Genomic DNA, 14,222 nt, shown 5'->3' on the forward strand with positions numbered 1-14,222 from the left:
TTGCTTATTCTGTTAAAGATCAGGGCTTTAGCTTCGCTTCAAACCGCGTCGCCGTCACCAGGGAGGCGCATTCTACGCAACTCCCGAAACCCGTCAACAACGTTTTTTGCGCTATTTATCAAATCTATGATTTATAAGGATTTATATATTCAAAAAGATCATTGCGCAGGTTGAAAGGCGGCGCCGTGCGTTTGGGGCGGGCAAAAAAGCAGCAGGTACCGCATGCCGGCTCGCTCGGGCGCACAATGACTATCTATATAGAGCCGCCAGCAGAGGAGAAGCCATGTCAGCGGACCCTTTCTTCACCGTCATCGGCCACCGTGGTGCTCGCGGGCATGCTCCCGAGAACACTTTGCTCGCGATCGACACGGGCATCCGGCTCGGTTCGCACATGGTCGAGATCGACGTGCAGCTGCACTCGGGCGAGTTGCTCGTCATTCACGATCTGCGCGTCGATCGCACGACCAACGGGCACGGACGAGTCGACGCCCTTTCCCTGGCGGAGCTGCGCGCCCTGGATGCGGGTCAGGGCCAGCGCATTCCGACGCTCGGCGAAGTGCTCGATCTCGTCGAAGGCCGGGTTCCGGTCAACATCGAGCTCAAGACCGGCGCCGGCACGGCCGCAGCGGTCGCCGCTCATCTGCTCGAGCGCCTGGAAGCCGATGCGACACCCGAGCAGTTCCTGGTCTCGTCCTTCCATCTGCCGGAGCTCTACGAGTTCCGCCAGCTATTGCCCCAGGTGCCGATCGGGGCGCTGCTCTGCGGTGTGCCGCTCGACTGGGCGGCCTGCGCGGCGGAGCTGCAGGCCGAATGCGTGAACCTGTCCGACGAGTTCGTCGACGAGCGCCTGGTTGCCGACATCAAGAACCAGGGACGGCGTGTCTACGTCTATACGGTCAACGAGCCGGAAGACATGCTTCGCTTGCGCGCCTTGGGCGTCGACGGGATCTTCACCGATTATCCGGACAGGGCTCTCGCGCTCATCGCGCAATGAATGAACCCAGGCTCGCCATGTAACGAGCCTGTCACGGCCACTCTCTCTACTGAGCGAGCGCTGCCCCTCAAAATGAATGCCATGGACGCTCCCTCCAAACTCGAATTCCAAGCCACCGATCTCTTCATCAACCGCGAGCTGTCGCTGCTCGAGTTCAACCAGCGCGTGCTCGAACAGGCCAAGGACGAGAGCGTTCCGCTACTCGAGCGGTTGAAGTTCCTGTGCATCTCGAGCTCGAACCTCGACGAATTCTTCGAGATTCGCGTCGCCGGCCTCATGCAGATGGCGGAAGCCGGCGGCACCGTGCAGCGCGGACCGGACGGCATTTCGCCTCAGGAAGCGCTCGGCGCCATCAGCACGCGCGCGCACACGCTCGTCGACGAGCAATACCGCGTCTTCAACGACGTGCTCGTGCCCGCGCTCGACAAGGAGCGCATCCGCTTTCTGCGCCGCTCGGAATGGACGCCCGAGCAGGAAGCCTGGCTGCGCCAGTACTTCAACACCGAGCTGCTGCCGGTACTGTCGCCGATCGGGCTCGATCCGGCGCATCCGTTTCCGCGCCTGCTCAACAAGTCGCTTAATTTCATTGTCTCGCTGTCGGGCAAGGACGCGTTCGGCCGCAACATCCAGTTCGCGATCGTGCAGGCGCCGCGCGCCCTGCCGCGCCTGATCCAGTTGCCGAAGGACTTGCCGGGCAGCGGGCCGCACGACTTCGCGTTCCTGTCCTCGGTGATTCACGCCTACGTCGACGACGCGTTTCCGGGCATGCAGGCGACGGGCTGCTATCAGTTCCGCGTCACGCGCAATTCGGATCTGTTCGTCGACGAGGAAGAAGCCACCGATCTCGCCGAGGCGCTCGAAGACGAGCTGTCGCAGCGCCAGTGGGGCGACACCGTGCGGCTCGAGGTGGCCGACAACTGCCCCGAGCCGCTGTGGACTTATCTCATGAAGGAGACGCAGCTCACGCCGGCCGACGTCTATCAGGTCAACGGCCCGGTGAATCTCATGCGCCTGATGGCGATTCCGGACCAGGTCGATCGGCCCGAACTCAAGTACACGCCATTCACGCCGCGCGTGCCGAAGGCGCTCACGGGCGATCTGTTCGCCGCGGTTCGCGAGCGCGATCATCTGCTGCATCACCCTTACGATTCGTTCACGCCGGTGCTCGAGCTGCTGCGCCAGGCCGCGCGCGATCCGAAGGTGCTCGCGATCAAGCAGACGCTGTATCGCACCGGCGCGAAGTCACCGGTCGTCGAAGCGCTCATGGAAGCGGCGCGCAACGGCAAGGAAGTCACCGTCGTCGTCGAGTTGCGCGCGCGATTCGACGAAGCCGATAACCTGAGCCTTGCCGAGAAGCTCGAAGAAGTCGGCGCGCACATCGTCTACGGCGTGGTCGGCTACAAGACACACGCGAAGATGTGCCTGATCGTGCGCCGCGAAGAAGCCACCGGCGGCAAGACACCGGGCCTGCGCTATTACGCCCACCTGGGCACCGGCAACTACCATCCGCGCACGGCGCGCATGTACACCGACTACGGCCTGTTCACGTCGGATCAGGAAGTCTGCCGCGACGTACATGCGGTGTTTTTGCAGCTCACGAGCCTCGGCCGCATCGGCAAGCTGCATTGCCTGCTGCAATCGCCGTTCACGCTGTTCGAGCAGATGATGGCGCGCATCGATCGCGAGATCGAGAATGCGAGGAAGGGCAAGCCCGCGCGGCTCATCGCCAAGATGAATTCGCTGGTCGAAGCCGAGATGATCAAGAAGCTCTACGAGGCTTCGCAGGCTGGCGTGCAGATCGACCTGATCGTGCGTGCGATGTGTTCCGTACGACCGGGCGTGCCGGGGCTATCGGAAAACATCCGCGTGCGATCGGTGATCGGGCGCTTCCTCGAACATCACCGCGTGTTCTATTTCCACAACGACGGCACCGGCGAGATCCTGCTGTCGAGCGCGGACTGGATGGAGCGCAACCTGTATCGGCGCGTCGAGATCGCGTTTCCGATTCGCGACAAGAAGCTGCGTGCGAAGGTGTTCGGACAGCTCGAAGCCTATCTGGCCGACAGCGCGCAGAGCTGGCTGCTGCAGTCGAACGGACAGTACGTTCGTGCGCTGCCAGCGAAGAATCAGGAAGCCGGCAAGCCGGTGCAGCTGCAGTTTCTTGAGGACAGCTGAGTGGAAGTCGCGCATCCTCGATAACGAAAAAGCCCCGCCAAAAGTGCGGGGCTTTTTTGCAGCATCGACCAACGCCGTTCGGTGCAACCCGCCGCATCGCTTGCGATGCGGCGGCCAAACGGTGCGCCGTATTTATTCCTTGTGAGCTTCGCTCACAAGGAATAATACATGTCGAACTCGATCGGATGCGTCGTCATGCGGAAACGCGTGACTTCCTGCATCTTGAGTTCGATGTAGGCGTCGATCAGATCGTCGGTGAACACGCCGCCCTTGGTCAGGAACGCGCGGTTCTTGTCGAGCGCTTCGAGCGCCATGTCGAGGCTGTGGCAGACGCGCGGGATCAGCGCATCTTCTTCCGGCGGCAGATGGTAGAGATCCTTGTCCGACGGATCGCCGGGGTGGATCTTGTTTTCGATGCCGTCGAGGCCGGCCATCATCATCGCCGCGAAGGCGAAGTACGGGTTGGCGGTCGAGTCGGGGAAGCGCACTTCGATGCGGCGGCCCTTCGGGTTCGCGACGTACGGAATGCGGATCGAGGCCGAGCGGTTGCGGGCCGAGTAGGCCAGCATGACCGGCGCTTCGAAGCCCGGAACCAGGCGCTTGTAGCTGTTGGTGCCCGGGTTGGTGAAGGCGTTGAGCGTCTTGGCGTGCTTGAGGATGCCGCCGATGTAGTACAGCGCGGTTTCGGACAGGCCGCCGTAACCGTCGCCCGAGAACAGGTTCTTGCCGTTCAGCGACAGCGACTGGTGCACGTGCATGCCGGAGCCGTTGTCACCGACGATCGGCTTGGGCATGAAGGTGGCCGTCTTGCCGAACGAGTGAGCCACGTTCTGCACGACGTACTTGAGCTTGAGGACGTCGTCGGCCTTCTGCAGCAGGGTGCCGAACTTGACGCCGATTTCGCACTGGCCGGCCGTGGCCACTTCGTGGTGGTGCACTTCGACCGACATGCCCACTTCTTCGAGCGTGTCGCACATGGCCGAGCGGATGTCCTGCAGCGCGTCGACCGGCGGGACGGGGAAGTAACCACCCTTCACGCCAGGACGGTGGCCGGTGTTGCCGGTTTCATAGACCTTGCCGGAGTTCCACGCCGCGTTCTCGGCGTCGATCTCGACGAAGCAGCCCTTCATGCCCGAATCCCAGCGGATCGAGTCGAAGATGAAGAATTCGTTTTCGGGGCCGAAGTAGGCGGTGTCGGCGATGCCGGTCGAGGCCAGATAGGCCTGGGCGCGCTTGGCAAGCGAGCGCGGGTCGCGCGAGTAGCCCTGCATGGTGGCCGGCTCGATGACGTCGCAGGTGATGACCAGCGTCGGCGTTTCGAAGAACGGATCGATGAAGACGGTGCTCGGGTCCGGCATCAGGATCATGTCGGACTCGTTGATGCCCTTCCAGCCGGCGATCGACGAACCGTCGAACATCTTGCCGTCGGTGAACACGGACTCGTCGACGGTCGAAGCCGGCACGGTCACGTGCTGCTCCTTACCGCGCGTGTCGCAGAAGCGGAAGTCAACGTACTTCACGCTCTTTTCGGAAATTAGTTTCAGTACTTCTTTACCCGAAGACATGTCTTCTCCTGCAAGGGTCGGGGGTGGATTTGAATGGGCCGCTGCGGGAGCCCCCTGCCCCGGTTCGGCGGGGCAGAGCGCAGCACGTTCTATGCCAGAGAAATCATCTAAGCATAGGGCGTAGCCGCAAGGGGCAGTCAGTGTGCAGTCAGCTTGACGGGCTGACAACCTCGGTGCCATTGCCGGCCAGCGTCGCCTTCACCGCCGCCTGGTAAGCGGCATTGAGGCCGTCGCGCGTGGACAGGGTGAGGTTCAGGTCGCGCAGCAGGCCGTCGCCGACGCCGTAGATCCAGGCATGCACGGTGAGCGGCTGGCCGCGCTCCCAGGCGCTCTGGACGACGTCGGACTGGCAGACGTTGATGACCTGCTCGAGAACGTTGAGCTCGCAAAGCCGGTCGTGGCGCTTCGGCAGCTCGGCGATCACGCTGAGCTGGTCGATATACATGTCCTGCACGTCGCGCACGTGGTAAAGCCAGTTCTCGACGAGGCCGAGCCCGCGGGCGCCCTCGACGACCGCGCGCACGCCGGCGCAGCCGTAGTGGCCGACGACCATGATGTGCTCGACCTTGAGCACGTCGACCGCGAACTGGATGACCGACTGCGCGTTGAAATCGCTATGGACGACGAGGTTGGCGACGTTGCGATGGACGAATACTTCGCCGGGCGGCAGGCCGAGGATTTCGTTGGCCGGCACGCGGGCGTCGGCGCAGCCGATCCACAGATACTTCGGCGCGTGCTGGGCGGCCAGCTTGTTGAAGTAATCCGGGTCTTCCTTGAGCCGGGCTTCACGCCAGTGGCGGTTGCTGGCGAACAGATCGTCGAGGTCGTTCATGGGCTCCGATCATAGCCGCAGCCGATGACGATCCGCTCCGGTATGGAATGCCCAGTCGCTATACTCCGCGGCCCCGCTGCACGCCACTTTCCGTCATGACCTTCCAAGACCTGATCCTCAAGCTGCAGACCTTCTGGGCCAGCCACGGCTGCACGATCGTCCAGCCGCTGGACATGGAGGTCGGCGCCGGCACCTTCCATTGGGCAACCTTCCTGCGCGCCCTCGGCCCCGAAGCCTGGAGCACCGCCTACGTGCAGCCGAGCCGCCGCCCGACCGACGGCCGCTATGGCGAGAACCCGAACCGCCTGCAGCACTACTACCAGTTCCAGGTGCTCATGAAGCCGAGCCCGCCGAACATCCAGCAGCTGTACCTGGACTCGCTGAAAGTCCTGGGCTTCGACCCGCTCGTGCATGACATCCGCTTCGTCGAGGACAACTGGGAATCGCCCACGCTCGGCGCCTGGGGCCTGGGCTGGGAGGTCTGGCTCAACGGCATGGAAGTCACCCAGTTCACCTACTTCCAGCAGGTCGGCGGCATCGAGTGCAAGCCGGTGTCGGGCGAAATCACCTACGGCCTCGAGCGCCTGGCGATGTACATCCAGGGCGTCGAGAGCGTCTACGACCTGGTCTGGTCGCGTGACCCCAAGACCGGCCGCGAGGTCACCTACGGCGACGTCTACCATCAGAACGAAGTCGAGCAGAGCACCTACAACTTCGAGCACGCCGACACCGCGACCCTGTTCGATCGCTTCACCAAGGCCGAGGCCGAGGCCCAGCGCCTGCTGGCCCTGCCGACGCCGCTGCCGCTGCCGGCCTACGAACGGACGATCCAGGCCAGCCACACTTTCAACCTGCTCGACGCGCGCGGCGCGATCAGCGTGACCGAGCGCGCGAGCTACATCCTGCGCGTGCGCACGCTGGCCCGCGGCTGCGCCGAGGCCTATTACAACTCGCGCGCCCGCATCGCCGGCTTCGCGCCGCTGCCGGCCGGCAAGGCCGCTTGAACCGCCTCTCGTACTTCAACAGCGGTTCAGCGAAACTCACGTCTGATCGCCTAGCCTCGGTTCGGCCGCTCCAATAGTCTCACACAATCGTTCAATAATTTAAGATCAATTTTATTTAACATTGGACGCGCATTATCGTGGGCGCACACCTCGCCACTTTTGCCAGGAGAAACCAATGTCGAACGATGCCAAGTGCCCCTTTTCCGGTTCCGCCGCGGGCGGCTCCAGCCCCAAGCCGGCGGTCCGTACCAACAAGGACTGGTGGCCGAATTCCCTCGATCTGAGCATCCTCAACACGCCGTCCGCCGGTCCGGAATCGGCTGATTCGGCCGGCTACGCCAAGGCCTTCAAGTCGCTCGACCTCGACGCCGTCGTCAAGGATCTGCATGCGCTGATGACCGATTCGCAGGACTGGTGGCCGGCCGACTACGGTCACTACGGCCCGCTGTTCATCCGCATGGCCTGGCACTCGGCCGGCACCTACCGCATCCACGACGGCCGCGGCGGCGCCTCGGCCGGCGAACAACGCTTCGCCCCGCTCAACAGCTGGCCGGACAACGGCAACCTCGACAAGGCACGTCGCCTGCTCTGGCCGATCAAGCAGAAATACGGCAGCAAGCTGTCCTGGGCCGACCTGATGATCCTGGCCGGCAACGTCGCGCTCGAATCGATGGGCTTCAAGACCTTCGGCTTCGGCGGCGGCCGTGCCGACGTCTGGGAGCCGCGCTTCACCAACTGGGGCGCCGAAACCGAATGGCTCGCCACGAGCGACAAGGCCAACAGCCGCTACTCGGGCGATCGCGTGCTCGAAAACCCGCTCGGCGCGGTGCAGATGGGCCTGATCTACGTGAACCCGGAAGGCCCGGATGGCAAGCCCGACCCGGTGGCCTCGGGCCGCGACATCCGCGACACCTTCGGCCGCATGGCGATGGACGACGAAGAGACCGTCGCGCTGGTCGCCGGCGGCCACACCTTCGGCAAGGCGCACGGCGCCGGTGACCCGAAGCTCGTCGGCGCCGAACCCGAGGGCGCGAACATCGAGCAGATGGGCCTGGGCTGGGCCAATACGTTCGAGTCCGGCATCGGCGGCCACACCACCACGAGTGGCATCGAAGGCGCCTGGAAGCCGAATCCGACGACCTGGGACAACGGCTACTTCGAAACCCTGTTCGGCTACGAGTGGGAGCTCACCAAGAGCCCGGCCGGCGCGCATCAGTGGAAGCCCAAGGGCGATGCCGGCGCCGGCACTGTGGTCGACGCGCACGACCCCAGCAAGCGCCACCAGCCGATGATGACCACGGCCGACCTCGCGCTGCGCTTCGACCCCGTCTACGAAAAGATTTCGCGCGATTTCATGGCCAACCCGGCCAAGTTCGCCGATGCCTTCGCGCGCGCCTGGTTCAAGCTCACGCATCGCGACATGGGCCCGAAGGTCCGCTACCTCGGCAAACTCGTGCCGAAGGAAGACCTGATCTGGCAGGACCCGGTGCCGGCCGTGAACCACGCGCTGGTCGACGCCGGCGACATCGCGACGCTCAAGACCAAACTGCTCGAATCGGGCCTGTCGCCCTCGCAACTCGTCAACACCGCCTGGGCCTCGGCCTCGACCTTCCGCGGCTCGGACCTGCGCGGCGGCGCCAACGGGGCGCGCATTCGCCTGGCCCCGCAAAAGGACTGGGAGGTCAACCAACCGGCCGAACTCGCGAAGATTCTCGGCACGCTCGAAGGCGTCCAGAAAGCCTTCAACGCGAGTGCCACCGGCGGCAAGCAGATCTCGCTGGCCGACCTGATCGTGCTCGGCGGCGCTGCCGGCATCGAGGCGGCCGCGAAGAAGGCCGGCCATGACGTGAAGGTGCCGTTCACGCCGGGCCGCACCGACGCCTCGGCCGAGCAGACCGACGCCGAGTCCTTCGCCGTGCTCGAGCCGGTGGTCGACGGCTTCCGCAACTACGTGCGCAAGGGCCTCGAAACCTCGGTGTCCGAGAAGCTCATCGACAAGGCCAGCCTGCTCAAGCTCAACACGGCCGAAATGACCGTGCTGGTCGGCGGCCTGCGCGCCCTCGACGCCAATGCGGGGCAGTCGAAGAACGGCGTCTTCACCAAGCGCCCGGGCTCGCTGACGAACGATTTCTTCGTCAACCTGCTCGACATGCGCACGGTCTGGAAGCCGACCGACAAGGACCCGCACCTGTTCGAAGGCCGCGACCGCAAGAGCGGCGAGCTGCGCTGGACCGCGACGATCGCCGACCTCGTGTTCGGCTCCAACGCCCAGCTGCGCGCGATCGCCGAGGTCTACGCCAGCGACGACAGCCAGGGCGCTTTCGTGAAGGACTTCGTGAGCGCCTGGAACAAGGTGATGGAGCTCGATCGCTTCGATCTGCGGGCGTAAGGCCGCCGTTCCCCCTCTCCCTCCGGGAGAGGGTCGGGGTGAGGGATTCTCCGTGATCGTTGAGCTTCGCTATCACTGCGAATCCCTCATCCGTCGCTACGCGACCCTTCTCCCGGAGGGCGAAGGGAAATGCGAGGTCCGCCGACGCCACAGTTGGCGCTGCCCGGTCGATCACCGACAATTGCGCCCCCTTTGATTCTGGTTTCACCGCATGCCGCTCGACCTGCTGTTCGAACTCGGCGCCGAAGACCTGCCGGCCCGCTTCGTCGCCCCCCTTTCCAAGGCGCTCACCGACGGCATCGCGGGCGGCCTGGCTCGTCGTGGCGTCGGCGTCGGCGCGGTCGAAAGCTTCGCTACCCCGCGCCGGCTCGCAGTGCTGATCCACGAGGTCGGCGCGCGCCAGCCCGACCAGCTGCAGGAGCGCTCGGGCCCGGCGCTCGCCGCCGCCTACAAGGACGGCAAGCCGACGCCGGCGGCGCTCGGTTTCGCGCGCTCCTGCGGTGTCGAGATCGAGGCCATCGGCGAGAAGGACGGCAAGCTGCACTTCTCCAGGACCCAGCCCGGCCAACCGACCGCCGAGCTGCTGCCGGCGATCTTCGAGGAGACGCTCAAGCAGATGGACGAGCTGGTACCCAAGCGCATGCGCTGGGGTTCGGGCACCGAGACCTTCGTACGCCCGGTGCAGTGGCTGCTGTGCCTGCTCGGCGGCGACGTGGTGCCGTTGAGCCGCTTCGGCCTCGAATCGGGCCGCATCAGCTACGGCCACCGCTTCCACGCGCCGGCCGCGATCGCGCTGTCGGAGCCGCGCGATTACGAAGCGGCGCTGCGCAAGGCCCACGTCTGGGCCGATTTCGCTTCGCGCCGCGACAACATCCGCAAGCAGATCGAATCCAAGGCCGCCCAGCTCGGCGGCCACGCGCGCATCACCGAGGACCTGCTCGACGAAGTCACCGCGCTCGTCGAATGGCCCGTCGTCATCGCGGGCGACATGGAACAGCGCTTCATGCGCCTGCCGCCCGAGGTCATCGTCTCGACGGTCGAGACCAACCAGCGCTATTTCACGCTGTTTTCGGACGCAGCCAACACTCAGTTGCTGCCGTTCTTCATCACGATCGCCAACATCGAATCGTCCGACGTCGGCCAGGTGATCGCCGGCAACGAGCGCGTGGTGCGCCCGCGCCTGACCGATGCGCTGTTCTTTTACGAGCAGGATCTCAAGCAGCCGCTGTCGGCCTATGTCGAGAAGCTCGCGAACGTGACCTTCCAGAAGGAGCTCGGCAGCATCGCCGAGAAGTCCGCGCGCGTGAGTAAGCTCGCGCAGAAGATCGCCTCGCTCGTCGACGCCTCGCTCGTCGCCGACGTCGGCCGCGCTGCCGACCTGGCCAAGGCCGATCTCGTCACCAAAGTCGTCTTCGAATTCCCCGAGCTGCAAGGCCTCATGGGCGGCTACTACGCGAGCGCCGGTGGCGAGCCGCAGGCCGTGGCGACCGCGATTCGCGAACACTACCTGCCGACCCAGCAAGGCACGCCGATTCCGTCGACGCGTGAAGGGCAGATCGTCGCGCTCGCCGACAAACTCGACACGCTGGCCGGCATCTTCGCGATCGGCCAGAAGCCGACCGCGAGCAAGGACCCGTTCGCGCTGCGCCGGGCCGCGCTCGGCGCGCTGCGCATCCTCGTCGAAGGCGAGCTCGACCTCGATCTGCAGGATCTGATCGAGCAGGCGCTGATCGCCCAGCCGGCCGGCACCCGCGCCGAAGCGACGATCGACGATCTGTGGCTATTTTGTGTTGCCCGCTTTGAGTCCCTGCTATCCGATCGACTGTGGGACGCCTCCAAGCAGCTCGACGCGAAACATGCATCGAGACTTCCAGACAGCCCTTCAGGAGTCACCGTTGATCTTCGCGACTGGCCTGTCGCCGAAATTCAACAGGCAGTGCTGGCGACCGGCAGCACCGTCCCACTCGATATCGATCGCAGAGCAAGAGCGGTCTATTTCTTCTTGCAGAAGGACGAGGCGAAGTCGCTAACAGCCGCCGACAAGCGCGCACGCAACATCCTGCGCCAAGCCGGCGACACGCCGACCGCGATCAAGCCCGAGCGCTTCGAAGTGCCGGCCGAACACGCGCTGTTCGAAACCCTGCATCGCGTCGAAGCCGCGCTCGCCCCGCTGCGGGCGGCGCGCGACTACGGCGCCATGCTCAGCGAACTCGCCACGCTCAAGCAGCCGGTCGACGCCTTCTTCGACGCGGTGATGGTGATGGCCGAAGACGCGCAGGTGCGCAGCAACCGCCTGGGGCTGCTGGCAAAACTCGATGCGCTGTGCCGCGAGGTCGCGGACCTGTCGCTGCTGCCGGGCTGATCGGACTCGACCGGCGATGAAGTTCGTTTTTCTCGATCGAGACGGCGTCATCAACGAGGACTCCGACGACTACATCAAGTCGGTGGCCGAGTGGCGGCCGATTCCGGGCAGCATCGAGGCCATCGCCAGGCTCTCGCAGGCCGGCTGGCGCATCTACATCGCCAGCAACCAGTCCGCGATCGGACGCGGCTACATGGATTTCGACGCCCTGTTCGCGATCCACGACCGGCTGCAGAAGCTCTGCGCCGAACTCGGCGGGCGCATCGACGGCATCGAATTCGCGCCCGAGCACCCGGACCATGCGAGCGAGATGCGCAAGCCCAATCCGGGCATGCTGCGCGACCTCGCCAAGCGGCTGCAGATCAAGCTCGACGAGGTCTACTTCGTGGGCGACAGCTATTCGGACATCCAGGCTGCGCAGGCAGCCGGCGCAAGCCCTGTTCTGGTGCGAACCGGCAATGGGCGGCGCACCGAAAGCAGCCATGCCATCGAGGGCGTACCGGTGTACGACGACTTGGCGCAGTTTGCGGCCATCTTGCTGGCCGGCTGACGGCGCACCAAATTAGCGCATTCCGCAGGCCGCGTAGTCCTCGCGCCGACGCTCGATCTCCACGCCGACGTCCTGCACCGGAATCGCGCCGGGCTTGTGGATGACCAGGCGAAGCTTCATCAGCAGCGGAAAGTCCTTGTACAGCGTGCGCGCGAGCTTCTCGGCCAGGGCTTCGAGCAGCGCTGGCCGGTATTCGGTGGCCACCTTCTCGACGGTGGCCTGGATCGCCGAGTAGTCGAGCGCGTCGCGCACGTGGTCGCTCGCGGCGGCGGCATTGAAATCGGTGCCGAGGTCGAGATCGAAGACCAGCGGACGCATGAGCCCGCGCTCCCAGTCGTGCACGCCGATGATGGTTTCGACCTTGAGGCCGCGAATGAAGACGGTGTCCATCTCAAGCTCCCACGGATACGGCAGATGACGAGGCTGACGGCGGGCGCAGCGATTCGAGCGGCCAGCGCGCGGTGGTGAACAGCTTGCCGGCGGCCGGCCGGGCTTCGGCCAGGCGGGCCCAGCCGGCGTAGGCGATCATCGCTGCGTTGTCGGTACAGAAGGCCGGGCGCGGAAAGAACAGGCCCGCGCCACGACGCCCGGCGAGTTCGGCGAGCCGGGCGCGCAGGCGCTGGTTGGCGCCGACGCCGCCCGCGACGACCAGCGCCGCATGGCCGGTCTGCTGCAGGGCGCGATCGCACTTGATCGCCAGGGTTTCGGTGACGGCCTCTTCGAAGCCGCGCGCAATGTCGGCCTTGTCCTGCTCGCTCGCGTCGGCCGGCAGCGCGGTCAGCACCGCGGTCTTGAGCCCGCTGAAGCTGAAATCGAGGCCCGGACGATCGGTCATCGGGCGCGGGAACTTGTAGCGCCCGGGCGTACCGCCTTCGGCGAGCCGGGCCAGGTGCGGACCGCCCGGATACGGCAGGCCCATCATCTTGGCGGTCTTGTCGAAAGCCTCGCCGACCGCGTCGTCGAGGCTTTCGCCGAGCAGCGTGTAGCGTCCGACGCCTTCGACCGACACGAGCAAGGTGTGCCCGCCCGACACCAGCAACGCGACGAACGGGAATTCGGGCTTCGGGTCTTCGAGCATCGGCGCGAGCAGATGCCCTTCCATGTGGTGGACCGGGATCAGCGGCAAATCGTGCGCGAGCGCGATGCCGGCGGCGACCGAGGCGCCGACCATGAGCGCCCCGATCAGCCCCGGTCCGGCCGTGTAGGCCACGCCCGAGAGATCGGAGAATTGCAGGTTCGCCTGCGCCAGGGCCTCGCGCAGCAGGGCGTTGACGCGGCGAATGTGATCGCGCGAAGCGAGTTCGGGCACCACGCCGCCGTATTGCGCATGCAGCGCGATCTGCGAATGCAGCGTGTGCGACAGCAATCCGCGCTCGCCGTCGTAGAGGGCAGCGGCGGTTTCGTCGCAGGAGGTTTCGAGGGCCAGGACAGGCATGGGGCGCGTATTGTGCCCATCGCCGCGGCGGCCGGCGAGCCGCGATCCACCCGCAGGGCTTTGCATTGCGCGCGGCTCGCGCATAAAATCGCCGCCCCTTTGGGCCCAGCCCTGTGTCAAGAGCGAGCTTCACCTTATGCCGACTGTCCGCGTCCGCGAAAACGAACCCTTCGAAGTTGCCCTGCGCCGCTTCAAGCGCACCTGTGAAAAGGCCGGTGTGCTGACCGACGTGCGCAAGCACGAGTTCTTCGAGAAGCCGAGCCAGGAGCGCAAGCGCAAGCGCGCTGCCGCCGTGAAGCGCCAGCTCAAGAAGGTTTCGCGCGACGTCACCCGCCGTCAGCGCCTGTATTAAGGCCTGACCCGCGTGAAGGGCCCCGCGCCGAGCGCGCGGGTTCCTCGATCGGCAGCCGCATTCGCCTTCTCGGCTCGGGCTGCATCCCTTCACGTTACGGAGTTTCCGATGTCCGATCTCAAGACTCGCGTCCTCGATGACGTGAAAGTGGCCATGCGCGCGGGCGAAAAAGATCGCCTGTCGGTGCTGCGCATGCTCAGCTCCGAGCTCAAGAACCGCGAAGTCATCGACGCGATCGAGGTCACCGACGCCGTGGTCACGGCCACCGTCGAGAAGATGGTCAAGCAGCGTCGCGACGCCGAAAGCCAGTTCCGCAACGGCAACCGGCCGGACCTCGCCGACAAGGAAGCCGCGGAGATCGCGGTTCTGATGGGCTACCTGCCGCAGCAGCTGTTCGAGGCCGAAGTGCTCGCCCTGATCGACCAGGCGATCGCCGAGACCGGCGCCGTCGGCGGCAAGGACATCGGCAAGGTCATGGGCTGGATCAAGCCCAAGGTCGCCGGCAAGACCGACATGGGCAAGCTGTCGGGCCTGATCAAGGCCAAGCTCGGCTGATCGCATATC

At 65.3% G+C, this 14,222-nt stretch carries 12 protein-coding genes; 8 read left to right on the plus strand and 4 right to left on the minus strand.

Annotated features, from left to right (window positions below):
- The first annotated feature begins 283 nt into the window (after positions 1-283).
- Positions 284-994: a glycerophosphodiester phosphodiesterase gene (locus AC3WUM_RS09485; RefSeq protein WP_492410002.1), complete on the plus strand. Its 711-nt coding sequence runs from the start codon at positions 284-286 to the stop codon at positions 992-994.
- 81 nt (positions 995-1,075) lie between these two features.
- Entirely contained in the window at positions 1,076-3,169 is a 2,094-nt protein-coding gene (ppk1, locus tag AC3WUM_RS09490) for a polyphosphate kinase 1 (protein ID WP_492410003.1), read from the plus strand.
- A gap of 152 nt (positions 3,170-3,321) precedes the next feature.
- On the opposite strand, the gene glnA is transcribed toward ppk1, so the two are convergent.
- The gene (glnA, locus tag AC3WUM_RS09495) at positions 3,322-4,734 is read right to left on the minus strand and encodes a type I glutamate--ammonia ligase (protein ID WP_492410004.1); all 1,413 of its coding nucleotides are present in this window, start codon (positions 4,732-4,734) and stop codon (positions 3,322-3,324) included.
- A 148-nt stretch (positions 4,735-4,882) separates the two neighbouring features.
- A complete protein-coding gene (gene can, locus AC3WUM_RS09500; protein WP_492410005.1) occupies positions 4,883-5,566 on the minus strand; it encodes a carbonate dehydratase in 684 nt (227 codons plus the stop codon).
- A 95-nt stretch (positions 5,567-5,661) separates the two neighbouring features.
- Between can and glyQ the strand changes: the two genes are divergently transcribed.
- The 4 genes from glyQ (at position 5,662) to gmhB (ending at position 11,871) form a co-directional block, all read left to right on the plus strand.
- Positions 5,662-6,570, plus strand: a complete 909-nt coding sequence (gene glyQ, locus AC3WUM_RS09505; protein ID WP_492410006.1) for a glycine--tRNA ligase subunit alpha — start codon at positions 5,662-5,664, stop codon at positions 6,568-6,570.
- Positions 6,571-6,745: 175 nt separating this feature from the next.
- Positions 6,746-8,959 (plus strand): catalase/peroxidase HPI, encoded by a 2,214-nt coding sequence (katG, locus tag AC3WUM_RS09510; RefSeq protein WP_492410007.1) that lies wholly within the window; start codon positions 6,746-6,748, stop codon positions 8,957-8,959.
- Positions 8,960-9,170: 211 nt separating this feature from the next.
- A complete protein-coding gene (gene glyS, locus AC3WUM_RS09515; protein WP_492410008.1) occupies positions 9,171-11,321 on the plus strand; it encodes a glycine--tRNA ligase subunit beta in 2,151 nt (716 codons plus the stop codon).
- A gap of 16 nt (positions 11,322-11,337) precedes the next feature.
- The gene (gene gmhB, locus AC3WUM_RS09520) at positions 11,338-11,871 is read left to right on the plus strand and encodes a D-glycero-beta-D-manno-heptose 1,7-bisphosphate 7-phosphatase (RefSeq protein WP_492410009.1); all 534 of its coding nucleotides are present in this window, start codon (positions 11,338-11,340) and stop codon (positions 11,869-11,871) included.
- Positions 11,872-11,883: 12 nt separating this feature from the next.
- Here the strand turns inward: gmhB and folB are convergent, their stop codons facing one another.
- Positions 11,884-12,261, minus strand: coding sequence for a dihydroneopterin aldolase (gene folB, locus AC3WUM_RS09525; RefSeq protein ID WP_492410010.1), 378 nt, complete (start codon positions 12,259-12,261; stop codon positions 11,884-11,886).
- A 1-nt stretch (position 12,262) separates the two neighbouring features.
- Positions 12,263-13,306, minus strand: a complete 1,044-nt coding sequence (gene tsaD / locus AC3WUM_RS09530) for a tRNA (adenosine(37)-N6)-threonylcarbamoyltransferase complex transferase subunit TsaD (protein WP_492410011.1) — start codon at positions 13,304-13,306, stop codon at positions 12,263-12,265.
- Positions 13,307-13,442: 136 nt separating this feature from the next.
- On the opposite strand from tsaD, the gene rpsU reads away from it, so the two are divergent.
- Complete coding sequence (gene rpsU / locus AC3WUM_RS09535) at positions 13,443-13,658, plus strand: 30S ribosomal protein S21 (RefSeq protein WP_007184921.1); 216 nt, start codon at positions 13,443-13,445, stop codon at positions 13,656-13,658.
- A 108-nt stretch (positions 13,659-13,766) separates the two neighbouring features.
- Positions 13,767-14,213 carry a GatB/YqeY domain-containing protein gene (locus AC3WUM_RS09540; protein ID WP_492410012.1) on the plus strand — a complete coding sequence of 149 codons (447 nt, stop codon included), beginning with the start codon at positions 13,767-13,769 and terminating at the stop codon, positions 14,211-14,213.
- Positions 14,214-14,222: the final 9 nt, after the last annotated feature.

The sequence above is a fragment of the Hydrocarboniphaga sp. FW305-C-57 genome, from assembly GCF_058783045.1.